This window comes from Parvularcula sp. IMCC14364, from assembly GCF_030758415.1.
In the GTDB taxonomy this organism is placed as follows: Bacteria; Pseudomonadota; Alphaproteobacteria; order Caulobacterales; family Parvularculaceae; genus Aquisalinus.
On the sequence record NZ_CP132334.1, the window covers coordinates 1975157 to 1995756 of the forward strand.

At 55.3% G+C, this 20600-nt stretch carries 20 protein-coding genes; 13 read left to right on the forward strand and 7 right to left on the reverse strand.

Translation table 11 applies throughout. The features are described from left to right. Nucleotides 1–46 precede the first annotated feature (46 nt). Together groL and groES are read right to left on the reverse strand one after the other, a co-directional pair. On the reverse strand, nt 47–1693 hold the full coding sequence (gene groL, locus RAL90_RS09500; protein ID WP_306249969.1) for a chaperonin GroEL: 1647 nt from the start codon (nt 1691–1693) through the stop codon (nt 47–49). 53 nt (nt 1694–1746) lie between these two features. Continuing rightward, on the reverse strand, nt 1747–2034 hold the full coding sequence (groES, locus tag RAL90_RS09505) for a co-chaperone GroES (RefSeq protein ID WP_306249971.1): 288 nt from the start codon (nt 2032–2034) through the stop codon (nt 1747–1749). Nucleotides 2035–2361: 327 nt separating this feature from the next. Between groES and RAL90_RS09510 the strand changes: the two genes are divergently transcribed. Next, nucleotides 2362–3027, forward strand: coding sequence for an OmpA family protein (locus RAL90_RS09510; protein WP_306249973.1), 666 nt, complete (start codon nt 2362–2364; stop codon nt 3025–3027). 87 nt (nt 3028–3114) lie between these two features. Here RAL90_RS09510 and RAL90_RS09515 read toward each other — a convergent pair whose 3' ends face one another. Further along, complete coding sequence (locus RAL90_RS09515) at nt 3115–4500, reverse strand: NADP-dependent isocitrate dehydrogenase (RefSeq protein ID WP_372340464.1); 1386 nt, start codon at nt 4498–4500, stop codon at nt 3115–3117. 214 nt (nt 4501–4714) lie between these two features. Here RAL90_RS09515 and RAL90_RS09520 point away from each other — a divergent pair, with 214 nt between their 5' ends. Next, the gene (locus RAL90_RS09520; protein ID WP_306249977.1) at nt 4715–5599 is read left to right on the forward strand and encodes a LysR substrate-binding domain-containing protein; all 885 of its coding nucleotides are present in this window, start codon (nt 4715–4717) and stop codon (nt 5597–5599) included. A 38-nt stretch (nt 5600–5637) separates the two neighbouring features. Here the strand turns inward: RAL90_RS09520 and RAL90_RS09525 are convergent, their stop codons facing one another. Both RAL90_RS09525 and RAL90_RS09530 read right to left on the reverse strand, forming a co-directional pair. Continuing rightward, nucleotides 5638–5916 (reverse strand): hypothetical protein, encoded by a 279-nt coding sequence (locus tag RAL90_RS09525; protein WP_306249979.1) that lies wholly within the window; start codon nt 5914–5916, stop codon nt 5638–5640. A 94-nt stretch (nt 5917–6010) separates the two neighbouring features. After that, nucleotides 6011–6838, reverse strand: coding sequence for a Coq4 family protein (locus RAL90_RS09530; RefSeq protein ID WP_306249981.1), 828 nt, complete (start codon nt 6836–6838; stop codon nt 6011–6013). Nucleotides 6839–6941: 103 nt separating this feature from the next. On the opposite strand from RAL90_RS09530, the gene RAL90_RS09535 reads away from it, so the two are divergent. From RAL90_RS09535 to RAL90_RS09585, 11 genes are all read left to right on the forward strand, one after another. Next, nucleotides 6942–7805, forward strand: coding sequence for a TIGR01459 family HAD-type hydrolase (locus RAL90_RS09535; RefSeq protein WP_306249983.1), 864 nt, complete (start codon nt 6942–6944; stop codon nt 7803–7805). Further along, nucleotides 7802–8749 (forward strand): bifunctional riboflavin kinase/FAD synthetase, encoded by a 948-nt coding sequence (locus tag RAL90_RS09540; RefSeq protein WP_306249985.1) that lies wholly within the window; start codon nt 7802–7804, stop codon nt 8747–8749. Before RAL90_RS09535 ends, RAL90_RS09540 begins: the two co-directional genes overlap by 4 nt. Nucleotides 8750–8890: 141 nt before the next feature. Beyond that, nucleotides 8891–9652, forward strand: coding sequence for a DUF3011 domain-containing protein (locus RAL90_RS09545; RefSeq protein WP_306249987.1), 762 nt, complete (start codon nt 8891–8893; stop codon nt 9650–9652). Between the two features lie 181 nt (nt 9653–9833). Beyond that, the gene (locus RAL90_RS09550) at nt 9834–10199 is read left to right on the forward strand and encodes a DUF3011 domain-containing protein (protein ID WP_306249989.1); all 366 of its coding nucleotides are present in this window, start codon (nt 9834–9836) and stop codon (nt 10197–10199) included. A 202-nt stretch (nt 10200–10401) separates the two neighbouring features. Next, nucleotides 10402–13326, forward strand: coding sequence for an isoleucine--tRNA ligase (ileS, locus tag RAL90_RS09555; protein WP_306249991.1), 2925 nt, complete (start codon nt 10402–10404; stop codon nt 13324–13326). Further along, nucleotides 13319–13930, forward strand: a complete 612-nt coding sequence (lspA, locus tag RAL90_RS09560; protein ID WP_306249993.1) for a signal peptidase II — start codon at nt 13319–13321, stop codon at nt 13928–13930. The genes ileS and lspA overlap by 8 nt, the downstream gene beginning before the upstream one ends. A gap of 64 nt (nt 13931–13994) precedes the next feature. Next, nucleotides 13995–14552 carry a DUF3035 domain-containing protein gene (locus RAL90_RS09565; protein WP_306249995.1) on the forward strand — a complete coding sequence of 186 codons (558 nt, stop codon included), beginning with the start codon at nt 13995–13997 and terminating at the stop codon, nt 14550–14552. An 83-nt stretch (nt 14553–14635) separates the two neighbouring features. Beyond that, nucleotides 14636–15508: a tRNA 2-thiocytidine(32) synthetase TtcA gene (gene ttcA / locus RAL90_RS09570; RefSeq protein ID WP_306249997.1), complete on the forward strand. Its 873-nt coding sequence runs from the start codon at nt 14636–14638 to the stop codon at nt 15506–15508. A gap of 31 nt (nt 15509–15539) precedes the next feature. Continuing rightward, nucleotides 15540–17435, forward strand: coding sequence for a DNA mismatch repair endonuclease MutL (gene mutL / locus RAL90_RS09575; RefSeq protein ID WP_306249999.1), 1896 nt, complete (start codon nt 15540–15542; stop codon nt 17433–17435). Between the two features lie 50 nt (nt 17436–17485). Continuing rightward, a complete protein-coding gene (locus RAL90_RS09580) occupies nt 17486–18118 on the forward strand; it encodes a nitroreductase family protein (RefSeq protein ID WP_372340465.1) in 633 nt (210 codons plus the stop codon). Nucleotides 18119–18187: 69 nt separating this feature from the next. Next, nucleotides 18188–19366: a VWA domain-containing protein gene (locus tag RAL90_RS09585; protein WP_306250003.1), complete on the forward strand. Its 1179-nt coding sequence runs from the start codon at nt 18188–18190 to the stop codon at nt 19364–19366. Between the two features lie 10 nt (nt 19367–19376). Here RAL90_RS09585 and RAL90_RS09590 read toward each other — a convergent pair whose 3' ends face one another. After that, the gene (locus RAL90_RS09590) at nt 19377–19724 is read right to left on the reverse strand and encodes an Hpt domain-containing protein (RefSeq protein WP_306250005.1); all 348 of its coding nucleotides are present in this window, start codon (nt 19722–19724) and stop codon (nt 19377–19379) included. A gap of 118 nt (nt 19725–19842) precedes the next feature. Beyond that, entirely contained in the window at nt 19843–20544 is a 702-nt protein-coding gene (locus RAL90_RS09595) for a hypothetical protein (RefSeq protein WP_306250007.1), read from the reverse strand. Nucleotides 20545–20600: the final 56 nt, after the last annotated feature.

The window sequence follows — 20600 nt, forward strand, 5'->3', positions numbered from 1 at the left end:
TCAAACCCGGTGATGGGCAGCTTTATGATGTAATGCCTGTCGGCAATTACATCATGCCGCCCATGCCACCCATGCCGCCCATGTCAGGCATTCCAGGGGCACCACCATCTTTCTTCGGTGCTTCAGCAATCATCGCTTCTGTTGTGATCAGGAGACCGGCAACGGAAGCTGCATCCTGCAGCGCCGTACGGACGACTTTTGCAGGATCAACGATGCCTGCTGCGATCAGATCTGTGAACTCGTCAGTCTGCGCATTGAAGCCGAATGTGCTTGAATCCTGCTCAAGCAGCTTGCCAACAACGATGGAGCCTTCGCCACCAGCATTTTGAACGATCTGACGGATCGGTGCCTGCAGTGCACGGCGCACGATTGCAACGCCTGCATTCTGGTCAGCATTTTCACCTGTCAGGCCTTCAAGGGCTCTTGACGCATAAAGCAGTGCTGTACCGCCGCCTGGCACAATGCCTTCTTCAACGGCTGCACGTGTTGCGTTCAGGGCGTCATCAACGCGGTCTTTACGCTCTTTCACTTCAACTTCTGTCGCGCCGCCAACCTTGATCACAGCAACACCGCCAGCGAGTTTCGCCAGACGCTCCTGCAGTTTCTCACGGTCGTAATCGGAAGAGGTTTCTTCGATCTGGGCACGGATCTGTGATGTACGTGCTTCGATGTCGGCTCTCTCGCCTGCGCCATCAACGATTATTGTATCGTCTTTCTTGATGAGAACGCGCTTGGCAGTGCCGAGCATGTCCAGACCGACATTTTCCAGCTTGATGCCGAGATCTTCGGAAACAACCTGGCCACCTGTCAGGATGGCGATGTCTTCCAGCATGGCTTTACGGCGATCGCCGAAACCAGGTGCCTTCACAGCCGCAATCTTCAGGCCACCGCGCAGTTTGTTGACAACGAGGGTTGCCAGCGCTTCGCCTTCAATGTCCTCAGCAATGATGAGGAGCGGCTTGCTTGTCTGCACAACGCTTTCAAGCAGTGGCAGCATTGGTTGCAGGTTGGAGAGTTTTTTCTCGTGCAGAAGGATGAGGCAGTCTTCGAGCTCTGCTTCCATCTTGTCAGCATTGGTGATGAAATATGGAGAGAGGTAGCCACGGTCGAACTGCATACCTTCAACAACTTCAAGCTCGGTTTCGAGAGACTTGGCTTCTTCAACCGTGATGACGCCTTCGTTGCCGACTTTGCTCATGGCTTCTGCAATCATTTTGCCGATTTCAGCTTCACCATTGGCAGAAATTGTGCCGACCTGCTCGATGCCTTCTGAGCCTTCGACAGGCTTGGCAGCGCCGCGGATAGACTCGATGACTTTGCCAACAGCAAGGTCAACGCCGCGCTTCAGGTCCATCGGGTTCATGCCGGCAGCAACAGACTTGGCGCCTTCACGAACGATTGCCTGAGTCAGTACTGTGGCAGTTGTTGTACCGTCACCAGCTTCGTCATTGGTTTTGGAAGCAACTTCCTTGACCATCTGTGCGCCCATGTTTTCGAATCTGTCTTCCAGTTCGATTTCCTTGGCGACAGTGACGCCATCTTTCGTTGTGCGCGGGGCACCGAAAGACTTTTCAATGACGACGTTGCGGCCTTTCGGGCCGAGTGTCACTTTGACGGCATTGGCGAGGATGTCGACGCCGCGCAGCATACGCTCGCGGGCATCGGCTTCAAATTTGACTTCTTTTGCAGCCATTTTCGTAAACTCCTAAAATTTTTTCGTGTGAATTCCGCAGATCAGGGGTGGACCTAGTCCATGATCCCCATGATGTCGGACTCTTTCATGATGATGAGGTCTTCGCCATTCAGCTTGACTTCGGTGCCGGACCATTTGCCAAACAGGATGCGATCGCCTTCCTTGACTTCCAATGGCACGATCTCATTGTCGTCACCACGGGCGCCGGAACCAACAGCGACGATCTCGCCTTCCTGTGGCTTTTCCTTTGCTGAGTCAGGAATAATGATCCCGCCTGATGTTTTTTCGTCTTCTTCAACGCGGCGTACCAGCACGCGATCATGGAGTGGTCTGAAAGCCATTGAGTATATCTCCCTTGAGGTTGGCTTTGAAACAGTAATTTTTTCAACACCTTAGAGGTTATGGCCATATTTGGCACTCACCTCGCAAGAGTGCTGATAGCGGGCATATAAGAACAGCCCCGGCGTGAGTCAAGGATTGCCCGCCAACATAATTGTGATCTTGCACACAGTTCTGACACAGTACGGACATGGTAATGGCGTCAGGGTGCCCCCAAGTCCTCAGATGCAGGAACGGCATGACAGAAATTTATATCGTCACTTCCGGGAACTGCCTTCAGCGCATGGCGTTATTGAATGACGTCATCAATGGAGCGAGGAGAATTCGCGATGAAAAAACTTTTAGCAGTAAGCGTTATGGCGCTGGCCGCCACCGCTTGTACCACCACTGATCCTTATACAGGTCAGCAGAAGACATCCAACACCGCGCGCGGCGCAACGATCGGCGCTGTCATCGGCGCGGCGGCCGGGGCCCTGACCAACACCAATGACGGTGAACAGGCCGCCAAGAACGCTGCCATCGGTGCAGCTGCCGGGGCTGCCATTGGCGGCGGGATCGGCAATTACATGGACCGTCAGGAAGCTGAATTGCGTGCCGAGCTGGAAACAACTGGCGTGCGCGTGAACCGGGTTGGCAACCAGATCGAACTGGTAATGCCAGGCAATATTACTTTTGATACTGCCCAGTCAGCCATCCGCCCTGACTTTTACCGCACCCTGAATTCAGTCTCCACTGTATTGGCGAAATACAACCAGACGGTGATCCGCGTGGAAGGCCATACGGACTCTGACGGCGACTATGCCTATAATGAGCAACTTTCCGTGCAGCGCGCTGAAAGTGTTGGCAACTATCTCGCTGGCCAGGGCGTGAATGTTGGTCGGATTGATGCCATCGGTTACGGCGAGACCCGTCCGGTTGCCGACAACACCACACCATACGGCAAGCAGCAGAACCGCCGCGTCGAAATTCAGATTGCACCGCCACAACAAGGTTGATCAGTCTGCCAAGAACAAGAAAAGCCGCCCCGTTGAGGGCGGCTTTTTGTTGTTATACGCGCAGTTTTGACTGCTGGCGCTGTTTGCCTATTGGCCTTGGCCGAGGGAATATCCTGCCTTGCCGTCAAAGGTGCAGAGGTTCTCTGTCTTGATGACATCGACACGTGCTGCCCCCAGTGCCTCAAACAGCTTGAGCATTTCCGGCATGGCCAATTCCTGATCGTCCCGCATCATGTAGCGGCAGCGCCAGTGATCGGTGCAGAATGTTTCGGGCATTCCGTTTGGCCATACTTTCACCCCCCGATTGGAGATCATGACAAGCTCCAGGCAGGCTGGCGCAGCAGCCTGAAGTTTTTCTGCCAAGGCATCCGGCGTCGTGTCAGCATGGACAAAGATATCAATACCAACCTGTTTCTTGACATGCGGCTTGGCGCGAACCGGCTCTGGCACATTGATTTCAGCATCACGGTTATAGGCTACCGGCTTCAGCTTCTGTGGCTTCTGCCCCAAGCGTTCGATAACGGCCTCGGCAAATTCATCCGTTGTCACGTTCCTGTTCATCAGACCAGCGTGATAGGTGTCTGCTGTGTGGAAGCCTTCTTCAATAGTCCGCAACCAGGCATTGTGAATACGCTCGGCAGCCTCTGTCTGGCCGATATGGACAAGCATCATCACGCCCGCGAGCAGAAGACCGGACGGGTTTGCCACATTCTGGCCAGCAATATCCGGCGCTGAGCCGTGGATCGCTTCGAACATGGCGCAGTGACTGCCGATATTGGCTGATGGCCTAAGACCTACGGAGCCGCTGATCTCTCCGGCAATGTCGGAGATGATGTCGCCATAGAGATTGGACGTGACGATCACATCAAACTGCTCAGGCTTGGCGGCCAGGCGCGCTGCCCCGATGTCGATGATCCAGTGATCATCTTCGATATCAGGATATTCAGCCGCAATCTCGTCAAATACCTGGTGAAACAGACCATCTGTCAGTTTCATGATATTGTCCTTGGAGAAACAGCTCACCTTGCGGCGGCCATTGGCTCTGGCATATTCAAAGGCGTAGCGCACGATGCGCTCCGTACCCGGACGGGATACCAATTTTAGACACTGGAACACTTCATCAGTCTGACGGTGCTCAATACCGGCATACAGGTCTTCCTCATTCTCCCGGATAACAACCACATCCATTTCCGGATGTTTTGACGGCACGAATGGCATGTAGGAAACCGACGGGCGAATGTTTGAGAACATGCCGAGAGATTTGCGCACGGTGACATTGAGGCTTTTATAGCCACTGCCCTGCGGCGTTGTAATCGGGGCCTTGTAGAACACCTTGGTACGGCGCAGGCTTTCCCAGGCTTCTGCATCAATGCCTGCGGTCTGCCCGGAAAGGTACACTTCCTCACCAATCTCAATCGGCTCATATTGCAGGTTGGCCCTGCCGGCAGTCAGGACTTTCAGACAGGCTTTCATGATCTCAGGCCCGATGCCATCGCCATAGGCCACCGTCACCGGCACGGCAGCATCTGCCCGGTCAATAACTTTGAAGTTACGAAAATCTTTCGGGGTCACAGGGGCGTTCATCAGTTTCTCCTTGTTAGGTTGAGGTGGACATAGGCAGACTCATTTGATTGTTGAAATTGATAATGAAAATCCATAAATTGATTTTATCAATCATAGGACTCTCATGCCACAACAACTGAATCTCAACCCCGACCTGTTGCGCTCCTTCGTCACCGTTGTGGAGTGTGGTGGATTTTCACAAGCCGCAGAGCAGCTCATGCGCGGACAGTCTGCTGTCTCGCTTCAGATCAAAAGGCTGGAAGACCAGATCGGCGTCAAGCTGATGGACCGTACACCGCGCAATATCACATTGACCCCGGAGGGTGCCCTGTTTCTGGAAGACGCACGGGCCCTGTTGCGGCACAATGATGACATTGCGGCGAGGTATCTTGAAACTGAAGTGTCCGGTTCTGTTCGCCTTGGTGCACCGGAAGACTTTGCCACATCCCACCTGCCGACAGTGCTGTCACGGTTCTCATCACGCTATCCCAAGGTCGCGCTGGAGGTAACCTGCGAGTTGACACTCGACCTTGTACGGCGTTTCAAAAGCGGGGGACTGGATATCGCACTGATCAAACAGGAGCGCGGCACCGGTGATATGCGCCGCAGCAGCCTGCGGGTCTGGCGTGAGCCGCTGGTCTGGGTGGCCCGCAGCAAAGATACTGTTCAGGCAGAACAGTCCCTGCCCCTGGCCGTGTCGCCGGACCCTTGCGTCTATCGACGGCGTGCCATCAGCGCCCTGAAAAAATCCAATCGTAACTGGCGCATTGCCTATACCTGCGGATCACTGGCAGGAATCCACGCCGCTGTCCGGGCAGGACTTGGGGTGGCTGTTCTGCCAAAAGAGATGGTGCCACGGGATTTGACCGTCCTGTATGACGACGCGACCGGCTTGCCAGCGCTTGAAGATTCCGAGATCGCTCTGGTCGAAACGCCCAGCCTGTCACCGGCTGCCCTGCTGCTGCGCGACTACATCATCAATGAACTGGAACACGCAAAGGCTGCCTGACAGCGGTGTGCGCCAGCAAGCAGCCCATAAGGGGCGAGTCAGAGGCTTTCAGCCTGATTTTCTTTTGTGGTGGTATCATCACTGCTGGTGATGATACCGATCAGCTGACCGCTCTCTTCGGCAACGATGACGCCTTCGCGGGCAATTTCATCCCAGACCGTGTCCACACTGATTTGTGCGGAAGTCAGCTTTGTCTCCTCCGCCAGTTCTGCTTTGGAGGGCAGGTCTGTCGCGGGGATGTCAGTGGCGCTCGCAGATGCGAAGCCGAACCCGGCGATGGCGAGCATCGCACCGAAAAATGTTTTTAAGTGCATCATAGCTGTCTCCTTCTGCTTACGGAGCAGATATGGCGATGCCATTGCGGCTTCCAGAGCAGGCAGAAATTTCTATCAAAACCTGTGTTTTGACTTATCAGGCCGCCTGTTCGCGCTGGCTCTGTGTTGCCTGCACACGTGGCTTGAGCAAAGCAGACTTCTCGTCCACAGGAATGGACTTATAGACCACTGGGTCGATGATATTCATGCGTGCCCGTGCTGCCGAGAGCGGTTCTTCAAGCAGCGCCTCAATATCTTCTGCAGGCAGCCAGGCCGATTTATCCCCCATGGCTTTGGCTTCCTTCATGGCACTGAGGATTTTCATGCCGGGCTTTTCAACCTTCCCGGCCAGCGCCCCGATCCATGTAATCAGGCGCAAGCCCTCATTGCCGGTCTGTGTGCGGGTATAGATCAACAGACAAAGTTCGCCCAGCGTGTCACGGCCATAGCCGGTGATGACATGCGCCACTTCAAAATTCAGCGACATGCGGCGCATTTCTGGGAACTGTGTCTGCTCGGTATAGCCGATGCCAGCTTCCTCTGCCGCACCAACAACACCGTCAGGTGTCAGATTCTCTCCTTCCATGAAGGCAAGATAGGCTCTGCCCACAGAGCCGTCAGGCAAACTGCGCAGCCACTCCTTACGGGTCATGATCTCTTCAAGTTTCACCGGCTCGGTGGCAACACGGCGGCCATAGTCGCTGCTGACAAAGCGCTCGAAAAAGCGGTGATGGCTTTTGCCCGCCATGGCGCCGACAATTTCAAATACCTGCCGTGTGTCTTCCTTATTGGCGAGTAGCTTCATGACCGACGCAAAAGCATGAAAGGGTGCAACGGGCTGCGTTGGAGGCACGGGAAAACCTTCAATGGTTTCAAGCTCTTCCACGCGATACTTCCTGCTGAAAGATAACGGTCTGTAACCCATGCGCCTGATCTCCTGTTTCTATCACATGCCGAATGTAGGCATTGCCAACATTGCGGTCAAGATGCGCCTTGACCCGTTCCCTGGCCCTGTTTAAGCGCAACTTATGAACGCACCCTTGCATATTAGCGGCCTCGCCGAAATCGCTGACCAGTATGATGCCCTTTTGTGCGATGCCTGGGGCGTGATCCACAATGGCATTGAGCTTTTCCCCGGTGTAGCCGACGCGCTGACAAACTTTCGCGAAACGCGCGGGCCGGTCTTCATTCTGACCAACGCACCGCGCCTGAACGACGTGATCCCGCCACAACTGGACAGGCTTGGCCTGCCGCGCAGCGCCTATGATGGCGTTGTCACCTCCGGCGATGCAACGCGCGCGTCAGTTGAAGCCTTTCGCGGCCAGCCCGCTTTCAGGCTCGGCCCGGACAAGGATGACACGTTGTTTGAGGCACTGGATATTGAGTTCGTTCCCCTTGAGCAGGCAAAATTCATCCTTTGCACCGGCCTGTTTGATGACAGCACGGAAACGCCAGAGGATTACCGGGAGATGCTGTCGCAGGCCAAGGAGCTGAACCTGCCGATGATCTGCGCCAATCCGGATACTGTCGTGCAACTTGGCGACCGCATGATTTATTGCGGCGGCGCACTGGCACAGGTCTATGACCAGCTTGGCGGCGAGACGCTGCTCTCCGGCAAGCCGCATGAGCCGATTTATGACCTGGCCATGTCCCGGCTCACAAAAGCCAATAATGGCACCCCGCCGCAGCGGGTTCTGGCTGTCGGCGATGGTTTGCAGACAGACATCCTGGGGGCTAACAGGCATGACCTTGATGTGGTATTCGTGGCCCATGGTATTTTCAGCAAGGAAGCGCGCAATGATGCCGGTGTTCTGGATATGGAAAAACTGAACCGGTTACTGTCAGACCATGACGTGCACGCCCATGCTGCAATGGATCAGCTGGCCTGGTGAAAACGCATATGCCGACCATTATTCATACGCCCCTGAATTGCGCCCTGTCAGAGGCACACCGTGGCCATGTGGCTGTGATGGGCAATATGGACGGTGTGCATAAAGGCCATCAAGTCCTGATTGGCGAAGCTGCCAGATTTGCGCAGGAAAGACAGAAGCCACTTGGTGCGATTATCTTTGATCCGCATCCGCGTCAGGTATTTGACCCGACCGGCGATCCGTTCCTCTTGACCAGTCGTGAACAGAAGATCGCCCTTTTGGGAGAACAGGGAATCGACACCGTCTTTGTGGTGCCTTTCAACAGGCAACTGTCGATGTTGAGCCCGGAAGATTTTGTGAATGACATTCTGGGCAACGTGCTGGGGCTTGCAGGTGTTGTGGTTGGCGAAGGCTTCCGGTTTGGGCAGAAACGCGCGGGCACGACACAGGCATTGGAAAGCCTGGGTGAAAGCGCCGGGATGAGTGTGCACATTGTTGCGCCTGCTGCCATGGCGGGCGCCAGCGAAAAATACTCATCCTCACAGGCGCGTCAGGCCCTGCGAGATGGCAAACCGGAGGTGGCCGCAGATATCATGGGGCGGCCCTTCACTGTGGAAGGGATTGTGCAGAAGGGTCAGCAACTGGGGCGCACCCTGAATTTTCCAACCGCCAATATCAGTACAGAGAACTATATCCAACCGGCAAAAGGGGTTTACGCCGTAACCGCGCGAATCGGAGAGAACGAAGCCAGAGGCGTCGCCAATTTCGGTAACCGGCCTACGGTAGATGGCAAGGGCGTGTTGCTGGAAGTCTTCCTGTTCGATTTCGATCAGGACATTTACGGCGAGACACTGTCGGTATCATTCCATCACTTCATCAGACCTGAACAGAAGTTTGATGGCCTTGATGCCCTGAAAGCGCAGATTGCAGCTGATTGTGACACGGCTGCCCGCCTGCTGGCCTGAAACAGCGCCTCTCACCCCGCTCGCGCAAACGTTGCAACCGCCTGCCCGGCGCCCCAATAGCGCCCCATTGCGGCCTTAATTTTTGTTAACCATGACATTGCTGGGACAGAAAAGTGACCAAAAAATGCATGGAGACCCGTAATGGACCTGACAGGACGCTGGCTTCGCAAGCCCTTAAAATATGCTCTGGCGCTCATCGCGCCGCTCACCCTCGGTACTGTTGCCGCGCAAGCTGCAGATAACAACAGCCGCTATGGCTCTGAGCGATATGGCTATAATAATTATGGCAACTCTAATAACCAGAGCGAATTTGTGCGCTGCAAGTCAGAAGACTTTCGTAAGCGCACCTGTCGGCTGAATGGTCGTATCCGGAATGTCTCTTTATATGACCGGGAATCAAAGGCTCAGTGTCGCCGTGGTAATGACTGGGGCTATCGCAATAATCAGATCTGGGTCCAGAATGGCTGTCGTGGCGTCTTCCGCGTCACTTATGAGTTTTCCCGTAATGGCTATGATAACAACGGCTATGGAAACAATAACGGCTATGGTTATGGGAATAATGGATACGGCAATAATGGCTATGGCAATAACGGGTACGGTTATGGCAATAATTATGGCCTCTCCCGCGACATTGCGATCGGTAACTGCATCGCGCGTGCAGAAACGCAGCTGAGACGCGATGGCTTCAGGCGTGCCCGTTTTGAACGTGTACAGCGCGCAAGCCAGGGACGCAGAGGCGGTGGCTGGAATCTGGAACTGATATTCCGTGTGCCCCATGATAACCACTTCCACTATCCGGTCTTCGGCTGTGAAGCCTCCCGTGACTATACACGCCTCACCCGCTATGACTTTGGCGATGGCGGACGGCAGTGCGGGTTCAATTTCCGGCTCAGCGGATACTAATCCCCCTGTCCAGTAGTTGAGACTGTATAGCCCGGGCACTCACCCGGGCTATTTTATGTCACAAGCGTTTCAACTTTGAGGAGAAAATGTCCTCAAACCTTCTCGGGGAACTTGCAAATAGCCATCAATGTGATATTGTATCATCACGTAGGGGTTGGTCACGCAGAAGAAAGGTTCGCCTATGACACCTGCATCCCCCCTGAAAGCCGTCAGCTTGTTCGTGATTTTTGCCGGCAGTCTGACTTTCTCCCCTTCCATGGCGGACAGCCGCGACACGTCGGATCATTATCTGAGCTGCTCATCAGATGGCAGTGACACACGTATTTTCTGTCCGATCCCGGTTTCCGCCAATAAAATCTGGCTCTCGGAACAATACTCCCAGGCACCATGCGTTTACGGCGAGTCATGGGGCCTGCAGGATGTCTATATCTGGACATCTTTTGGCTGTGCGGCAGAATTTGGCGCTGAATATGACGCTGATCTGGACGCACCAGTGACAACGCCGCTTGAATCACCTCTCGAAGGGCGCTTCCTGCGCGAAGCCTAAGCGCCATGGAAGCAGAAGACTTGCAGTTGTCGCCTGATGCTGTAGAGATCAGGCATGGCCCATTTTGTTGATCCGTTTTTTCGAATTACAGGCCCGGTCTTCCGTCTCATATCGTCGGCAGGCCGGGAGATATAAGTATTGGCGCTGGTAGCGAACCCGCGCTAGACGATTTTCAACACGATTGACAGCGGACCAGAATTCAATGCCTGACAGCAATGATGCGCCAGATACAGGGCGCGATTACAAAGATACACTTTTCCTTCCAAATACCGGGTTCCCCATGCGCGCCGGCCTGCCCAAGGCAGAGCCAAAACTGTTGCAGCGCTGGGCGGACATGGGCCTCTACCGGCAGTTACGCGAGGACGCCCGTGGGCGCACACCTTTCGTGCTTCACGATGGGCCGCCATACGCCAATGGCAACATCCATATGGGCACCGGGCTGACAAAAATTCTCAAGGACATGATTGTGCGCTCTCGGCAGATGGACGGTTTTGACGCCAATTACGTCCCCGGCTGGGACTGCCATGGCTTGCCGATCGAATGGAAGGTCGAGGAAGAATTCCGCGCCAGAGGGCGCAATAAACGCGATGTACCGGCTGTTGAGTTCCGTGCCCAGTGTCGCACCTATGCCCAGAAATGGCTGGATATCCAGTGTGACGAGTTTCGCCGTCTTGGCGGCGAGGGGGATTGGGAAAATCCGTACACCACAATGGCTTTCACGTCAGAAGCGGTTATTGCCCGTGAATTGCTGAAATTCGTTGATGCGGGCCTGCTCTATCGCGGCTCGAAGCCTGTTATGTGGTCGCCTGTCGAACAGACGGCGCTGGCCGAAGCGGAAATCGAATATCATGATCACCAGTCAACAACAATCTGGGTGAAATTCCCGTTTGCTGATGGCAAGGCCCCTGCCGGGCTGGAAAATGCGTCCATCGTGATCTGGACCACAACGCCATGGACGATCCCTGGCAACCGGGCCATCTGCTATGGTCCACGCATGTCCTATGGTGTGTACGAAGTTTTGGAAATGCAGGGTGATCTCGACTTTGAACCATGGTCAAAGCCGGGCGACCAGTTGATTGTCGCAGACGCTCTGGCTGAAAGCGTTCGCAGTGCTGGCCTCATCGCCGAATGGAAAAGACTGGATGATGTCCCCCCCGAAAGCCTCGCAACAGCGCTCTGCCATCATCCGCTGCGCGGACATGCAGAAGGCTATATGTTCGATATTCCCCTGCTCTCCGGCGACCATGTGACGGATGAAGCGGGTACGGGCTTTGTCCATACCGCTCCGAGTCACGGGGCTGAGGACTTTGATGCCTGGATGGCCCATGGCCTTTCCATGACAGACATTCCGCATACGGTAAACGAGATGGGTGCCTATACCAGTGAGGCTCCCGGTTTTGAAGGCCGACAGGTGATTGTCACGGAAGGCAAGAAGAAGGGCAAGGATGGCGATGCCAACAAGGCCGTCATTGATGCTCTGCTGGAGCATGGTGCACTGCTGGCGCGCGGGCGCCTGAAACACTCCTATCCCCATTCCTGGCGTTCGCGCGCGCCTGTGATTTTCCGGAATACGCCGCAATGGTTTATCGCCCTCGGCAAAAAAATGGCCGATGGCACAAGCCTGCGCGAGAAAGCGCTGAAAGGCATCGACGATACAGGTTTCACCCCGGCACAGGCGCGCAACCGTATCCGCTCAATGGTCGAGGGACGCCCCGACTGGCTGATCTCCCGCCAGCGCGCCTGGGGGGTTCCGATCACGATTTTCGTTAACCGGGAAACCGGTGACATTCTCAATGACCCGGCAGTGAACCAGCGTGTCCTGTCAGCAATTCAGGAACGCGGCGCGGACGCCTGGTTTGACACACCGATGGAAGATTTTCTGGGTCCGGATCATCCCGTCGATGATTACGAGAAAGTTGAAGACATTCTGGATGTGTGGTTCGATTCAGGTTCCACTCACGCCTTCGTACTGGAAGACCGGGAGGATCTGACCTGGCCAGCTGACGTCTATTGTGAAGGCTCTGACCAGCATCGCGGCTGGTTCCAGTCTTCCCTGTTGCAAAGCTGTGGCACCAGGGGGCGTCCACCCTACAAGCATATCATCACCAATGGTTTTGTGGTGGACAGTGACGGGCGTAAAATGTCCAAGTCCCTCGGCAATGTGATCCTGCCGGAAACAATCATCAAACAGTATGGCGCGGAGATCATCCGTATCTGGGCGGCCAGTATTGACTACACCGAGGATCCGCGCGTTGGCGACGAGATTATCGGGTCGGCGGTCGATGCCTACCGCAAATTGCGCAATACATTGCGCTATCTGCTGGGGGCTGTCTCAGGCTATAGCGAGGCTGAAACCGTTGATGTGCAGGAGATGCCGGAGCTTGAACAATATGTCCTGCATCTGTTGGCTGGTGTCGATGCGGACGTACACAAATCCTACGCGGCTTTCGATTTCAAGGCTGTGTGGCGCCGTGTCAGTGATTTCTGCTCTCTGGACCTGTCTTCCTTCTATCTGGATATCCGCAAGGACAGCCTCTATTGCGACAGCCCGGACGATATGACCCGCCGTGCCGCGCGCACGGTCATGAACACATTACTGGACCACATCATGCGCTGGCTCGCGCCGATCTGTCCGTTCACAACAGAAGAGGTATTCCTGCACCGCTATCCCGATCAGGAACATACATCTGTGCATCTTCTGCAATTTGCAGATGTGCCATCTGAGTGGAACAATGCAGCGCTTGCCGGGAAATGGGGAAAAATCCGTACAGTACGCAAAGTTGTCACCGGTGCACTGGAAGTCGAAAGACGCGAAAAGCGAATTGGTGCCAGCCTGGAAGCAGCCCCAGTCATTCATATTGAAGATGATGTGCTGCGCGCGCTCTGCCAGGATGTAGACTGGGCGGAGTTGAGCATTACCTCCGCTGCGACGCTGACGGATGGCACCGGACCTGCAGAAGCCTTCAGGCTGGATGAAACGGCTGGCGTCAGTGTGCTGCCGACAAAAGCCGATGGCGGCAAATGCCAACGCTGCTGGCGTATTCTCGAAGAAGTCACAGCTGAGGCATCTATTTGCGGGCGCTGCGATGAGGCGGTGACAGCACTTGAGCAAAAGACCGATGGCTGAGACCGTGAACACTCCGCGCGGCATGATTAAAGATGCGATACGCCTTGCGGCGGTCAAAGGCCGCAAGGCCGCGCGCAATCCCTTGTTCCGGCCTGTACTGCTGATGTCGCTGATCATCATTATCGTGGACCAGATCAGCAAGCACATCGTGCTTTATGCCAGCCCGCTTGGTGGCCCCTATTGTAGCCCGACCACGCCGGAATTTTGCGGCCGCATTGAGCTATCCGGCATCTTCGATCTGACCATGGTCTGGAACCGGGGCGTGAGCTTTGGCCTTTTTGCCGGTGGCATGACTTCCCGGGTAATTTTCTCGACGCTCAGCATCTGCGTTGCTTTCGGACTTTTAATCTGGCTGACGGACCTGAAAAGGCGCGTCGCTGCTATTGGTGTCGGCCTGATTATCGGGGGGGCACTCGGCAATGCCTATGACCGCATTGTCTATGGTGCTGTCGTCGATTTCCTAGATTTTTCAGGGCTTTACTTCCCTTATGTGTTCAATGTAGCCGATGCGGCCATCAATGTGGGCGTGGCCTGTCTCGCCTATGATGCCTTTTTCGGCGGTAATGCAAAAAGCCGTGACCGAAGGACGGATAAAAGCCTTTAAGGCCTTCCCTCTGCCTGCTCTCCTCGTTATATTCGCGCTTCCTATGGTTAAGGAGTTGATATCCATGAACAAGTCTCCCCGTCTGCTGGTTGCCCTCACCGCACTCGGCCTCGCTGCTTCAGCTTGTGCCAGTGGTGGAAACGAGTTCGGCCGCAATCGCGATGCCCCGGATGAGTTTGCTGTGGTCACCAAGGCTCCCCTGACATTGCCGCCTGACTTTGCGCTGCGGCCACCACGCCCCGGCGAAACACGCCCTCAGGAGAAATCACCTTCTGAACGTGCGCAGCAACTGCTGCTTGGCGATGAATCATCCGCCCCGCCAACAGATGGTGAGCTTGCGCTTATTCAGGCTGCCGGTGCGCTGAATGTGGACCCGAACATCCGCTCTATTCTGGGAGCAGAAAATGGTGGCTGGGCTGAAAAAGATGACAGCCTCACTAACCGCCTGATTTTCTGGCGTGTGAGCAATAACCAGATTGATGACTCAGCAGCTCCGCTGCGTGTTGAAGATCCGGAAGAATGGCTGGCCAGCCGCCGCCGCTCGATTGAAAATGTCACCGCCGGTGAGCAGGTCGTGATTGCCAAGACGAGCCGCGCCCTGAAGCTGCCGGGCGTGCGCTAGTCCAGATCCGACTTTTATGTAATGTGAAGCACCGCTGGAAAGTCTGGCGGTGCTTTTTATTTGCCACCTGAACGGAGCAGACCTTGTCTTACGATCAGACAGCACCGGATATATCTGCCAGCCCTCAACAGACATTTTGGCTGTTGCGCCATGCGCCGCAAACCACTGGCTTCAACAAGCTGCGCAAACGACTGAATCGCCTGGCCCTTCAGGCCGTCAGTGATTTTTCGATGCTGCAAAATAGCCGCCGCTGGCTGGTTTGCCTGTCCGGTGGCAAGGACTCCTGGGCAATGCTCGGCATCCTCATGGACCTGAAGGAACGCGGCGACCTGCCCGTGGATATTCTGGCCTGCAATCTCGATCAGGGCCAGCCGGGTTTCCCGCCAACCACAATACCGGACTTCCTCAATGAGGCCGGCATCGCCCACAGAATAGAGTTCCGTGACACTTATCGTGTCGTGACGGAGAAAATTCCCGCAGGGCAGACATATTGTGCCCTCTGCTCCCGCCTGCGGCGCGGGAACCTGTATCGTATCGCGCGCGAAGAAGGGTGTGATGCGGTCGTTCTGGGGCACCATCGCGAGGACATTCTTGAGACGTTTTTTCTCAATTTCTTCCATGGCGGACACCTGGCTGCAATGCCGCCAAAGCTCCTGAACGATCAAGGTGACCTGACTGTCCTGCGCCCCCTCAGTTACTGTGCAGAGGATGACCTTGCCAGGTACAGCGCCGCATTACGCTTTCCCATCATCCCCTGTGATCTCTGTGGCTCTCAGGATGGTTTACAGCGTAAGGTCATCAAGCAGATGATTGACCGTATGGAAACGGACTCTCCCGGTCGCAAGGAAACGATGTTGCGTGCGCTGGCCCATATCAAACCCGGCCACATGCTGGACCGGGACCTGTTTGATTTTGAGAGCCTTGTTGCTGAGAAGACCGATAGTCTTAAGGGCTAGCCTGCCTCCCGCCATAAGGGCATAATACCCCATGCCGAATCACCCTGCCCTGACATCATACCGCGAAGCGCAAGACACACCGCGCCATATCCACCGCCTGCCACCGGAAGCAGTGAACAGAATTGCGGCCGGGGAAGTCGTTGAACGGCCGGCAGCTGCGGTCAAGGAACTTGTGGAAAATGCGCTGGATGCGGGTGCCACCGACATCAGTATCGCGATCAGCGAAGGTGGCAAGAGCCATATCTCCATCCTCGATAATGGCTGCGGCATGGACCATGACAGTCTGCTGCTTTGCGTGGAACGTCACGCCACATCCAAACTGAAGCTTTCCCATGAAGGCGACTATGACCTGACCAATATCGCAACCATGGGGTTTCGGGGTGAGGCCCTTCCGTCGATAGGCGCGGTGGCACGCCTTGATATCACCTCGCGCCCGATAGGAGCCGATACAGCCTACAAGCTGTCTGTACACGGCAGCAAAATGAGTGTACCAGCCCCCGTTGCCTTTGCCGGTCATGGCACACGTGTTGATGTTGCGGATCTGTTTTTTGCAACGCCCGCGCGGTTGAAATTCATGAAGTCAGACCGCGCTGAAACGATAGCTATAACCGATGTGGTCAAAAGACTGGCCATGGCGCGGCATGATGTCGCTTTTTCCATGACCTCCAATGACCGGAAAGTTTTCGCCTACCCGGCTGAACCCGATACACCCGATGGCAGTCTGGCGCGCCTTGCGAAAATCATGGGCGCAGAGTTCGGCGAGAACGCACTGGCGATTGAAGCCATTCGCGAAGATGTGCGCCTGACCGGATTTGCCGGGTTGCCAACCTATAATCGCGGCCTGCCTGACAGGCAATATCTGTTTGTAAACGGACGACCCGTCAAGGATCGCCTCATCATTGGTGCCATTCGCGGCGCCTATGCGGATTTTCTGGCCCGCGACCGGCATCCCTCTGTTGTTCTGTTTCTGGAGGTGCCGCCAGAGCTTGTTGACGTGAATGTCCACCCCGCCAAAACAGAAGTGCGTTTTCGGGACGCAGGTCATGTGCGCGGCCTGCTGGTTTCCGCATTGCGCCACGTGCTGGCTGAGGCAGGGCACAGAGCCTCCACCACTGTTGCCGACTTCGCGCTTGGCCGCATACAGAGCGGTGGCGGCAGCACGGCAGGCAGACATGGCAGCTCGAATATGCCGCCGCGTGCCTTCAGGGCCGGCAATCCGTTTGCCGAGGCGCAGGCCCCCCTGACACAAGGAATGGCCGAAACGCCCGCGGCTTTTGAAGGCGTCGATGCGCCAACCGCCCGCGCGGACATGCCCCTGCAGGATATTCCGCAGCAGATAAAAGAGGATTACCCGCTGGGCGCAGCACGCGCGCAACTCCATGAAACTTATATCGTCAGTCAGACAGCGGATGGTTTGTGTATTATCGACCAGCATGCCGCCCATGAGCGCCTTGTCTATGAGCGCATGAAACGCGCCCTTGCGGCTGGCGGCGTTGCCCGGCAGGGCCTGTTGATCCCGGAAGTCATAGAGCTGGAACGCGATGAAGCACGTCTGCTTGTTGAACGGGCAGCAGAATTTGCTGAGCTGGGGCTCGTTCTGGAAGAGTTTGGTGACGGCGCTGTGCTGGTGCGCGAAACGCCTGCCTTGCTCGGCGACACCAACATTCAGGGACTGGTCAAGGCACTGGTCGAAGACATCAGCAGCATTGGCGAAGGTCTCGCGCTGAAAGAACAACTGGAAGAAATCTGCGGCACTATGGCCTGTCGCGGTTCTGTGCGTGCCGGACGCCGCTTGCTGCCGGAAGAAATGAACGCCCTGCTGCGGGAGATGGAAGCAACGCCCCATTCCGGCCAATGCAACCATGGACGGCCAACCTATGTGGAGTTAAAACTGGCTGACATAGAAAGACTTTTTGGGCGGCGTTAGTGAAACAAGAAAAACATATCAGTTTGCGCGAACTTGGCGACTGGCAGCCAATGAGCGATGAAGACATGCGGGCGCAGGCGCAGGGTTTTTATGAAACAGTCCGTAAACGCCATTCCATTCGCGACTACGCAACTGATCCCGTGCCGGGGGATGTGATCGAAACCTGTATCCGGGCTGCCGGTACTGCCCCCTCCGGCGCCAATCACCAACCCTGGCATTTCGCGCTGGTGGGAGACGCAGCTATCAAGAAGCGAATCCGTGAGGCGGCAGAAGCAGAAGAACGGGAGTTTTATGCTGGCAAGGCTGGCGCAGAATGGCTCGACGCCCTCTCCCCTATTGGCACCGATCAGCACAAGCCACATCTGGAAGATGCGCCCTGGCTGATCTGCATTTTCGCCCAGCGCCGCGGCGGCGTTGATGCAGGTGATAACCGCAAGAATTACTATATTCATGAAAGCGTTGGTATTGCGACGGGTATGCTGATTACCGCCCTGCATCAGGCAGGGCTGGTCACCCTGACGCATACCCCCAACCCCATGCATTTTCTCAACGAAATTCTTGGCCGCCCCGCAACGGAGAAACCATATCTCATCCTTGTTGTTGGCAAACCGGCAGAAGATGCGAGCGTGCCCGAACATGCACTGAAGAAGAAGCCTCTGATGGATATCATGAGCGTCTTCTGATGCCGGAGCTGCCGCAGCAGAACTGCGCACCCTGCTTGCTTTCATGACGCTACCAGCTAGTCTGCCCATATGTTTATAAACTTTTTTCAGGAACTGAAGTCAGCCGATATTCCCGTTTCGCTGCGCGAATATCTGACGCTGATGGAAGCGATGGATGCCAATCTTGCCAGCCGCAAGGTTGAGGATTTCTATTATCTTTCACGCGCAGCGCTGGTCAAAGACGAGCGCCATCTCGACAAGTTTGACCGCGTCTTCGGGCATGTCTTCAAAGGACTGGAGACTGTGGAAGAAGGCCTGCTGGCAGAAGCTGAAATACCCGAAGACTGGCTGCGCAATCTGACAGAGAAATATCTGACAGACGAAGAAAAAGCCGAGATTGAATCGATGGGTGGCTGGGACAAGCTGATGGACACCCTGAAAGAGCGCCTGAAAGAACAGGAAAAACGTCATGAAGGGGGCAGCAAATGGATTGGCACCGGCGGCACGTCTCCCTTTGGCAATGGCGGCTACAATCCGGAAGGTGTGCGTATTGGCGGTAAATCGCAGCACAAGCGGGCTGTGAAAGTCTGGGAAAAGCGCGAATATCAAAATCTGGATGACAAAACAGAACTCGGCACCCGGAACATCAAGATGGCCCTGCGAAAGCTGCGCCAGTTTGCCCGCAAGGGCGCACCGGACGAATTTGATCTGGGCGGCACCATTGATGCCACCGCCCGGCATGGCTATCTTGACATCAAGATGCGCCCTGAACGCCGCAATATGATCAAAGTGCTGATCTTTTTCGATATAGGTGGATCGATGGACCCCTATATCAAACTGATGGAAGAGCTTTTTTCTGCTGCAAGAGCAGAATTCAAGCATATGGAATATTTCTACTTCCACAACTGCCTGTATGATTATGTCTGGAAGGACAATAACCGGCGCTGGACGGATAAAACCAAAACCTGGGATGTTCTGCACACATACGGCAATGACTATAAGGTCATTTTTGTGGGAGATGCTTCCATGAGCCCTTATGAAATTTCAGTACCAGGTGGCTCTGTGGAATATTTCAATGAGGAGGCCGGGGCAATCTGGTTCCAGCGCTTGCTCGATATTTACGAGCGTGCCGTCTGGCTGAACCCGATTTCTGAGGACTCATGGCGCTATGTGCCATCGATCCAGATGGTTGAGCAACTGTTTGAAGACCGCATGTTCCCGCTGACGCTGGACGGTCTTGATAAAGCAATGGCGGAATTGAAACGCTAGTCGCGCAGGATTATTTCGATTTGCGCAGACGGCGCACTTCGGCAACGGTCTCGTGCACTTTGTCGCGTAACTCCTGGAGAATGACAGACCGACGTACAACGTCACGTCGTTCCTCCCCGATCAATGTCTCCGCTTGTGCACAGATATCGCCAACATCCCAGGCACCAACACCGCGAGATGCCCCTTTCAGGGCATGGGCGGCATCTTTCCACGCTGCATCTTCTGCATTCGGATCAAGCATACGCGTCCACATATCTGCCTGTTCCTCAAAAATGCTGAGAATTTCATCACGCAAGGCCACATCACCAGAAACGTAGCGGTCGAGATGATCCAGATCGATCAGTGCTGTATTACTCATGCAACTTCCCCTATTTTATTGGAGAAACATACATCAGCGTGATTAACAGGCCGTTATGGATAACGCGAAAATTACATCAATCGCGCAAACACCGTGATCTGGTTAGTCCGTTAACGCCTTATTCAGACTTTTCTTCCTCGGCTGGCGCATCGCTGTCGGCCTCATCCTCAGACCCGGACTCATCTTCCATCGCCTCAAGCTCTGCTTCGAGTTCATCCAGCAGGGGCTCATCGGCAACAGCCTCAGAAACAGCTTCTTCTGCCTTCTCAGCCATGTCAGAAACCTGCTCGGCGGCGGCGTCTTTGACATCTGCAAGTGCGCCCGTAACTGCGTCTGTGGCTTCGGCGGCCTCGTTCTTCACTTGCTCAGTCAGATCAGTCTGCGCGTTATCCTCTTCAGCAGAAGGCTCCGTCGCGCTTTCGTCCGTTGCTGCCTGTTCTGTATCGCCCTCTTCTGACGGGCCAGCGGCTTCCGGATCAGCCTCTGTTACAGCTTCCATATCTGTTGCCGACATGTCCGCATCTTCAGCAAGTTCAGGGTCTGGTGCTGTTGTGTTCTGGAAAGCATCAGCGAGCGCAGCAGCATCATCGGCAGCGCGTCCGGATTTTTCTGTCTCAGAAGGCTCTGCCTCTGGCTCATCGCCTGCTTCTGCTTGCACTGGCTCAGATTCAGGCTCTTTGGCAGCCTGTGTTTGTTCAGATGCTGGCTCAGACCCCTCAAGGGCTTCCGTTGCCACTTCCGTAATATTGCCACCAGAGAGCGTAATTGCTGCGATGATGGCCGCAATAACAACCGTAATGACCAATAATAGCCGTAACATGCCTCTATCCCCTTTCGCGCCTCATGCGCTGCGTAACCTGTCCGTCGCCCCCGACG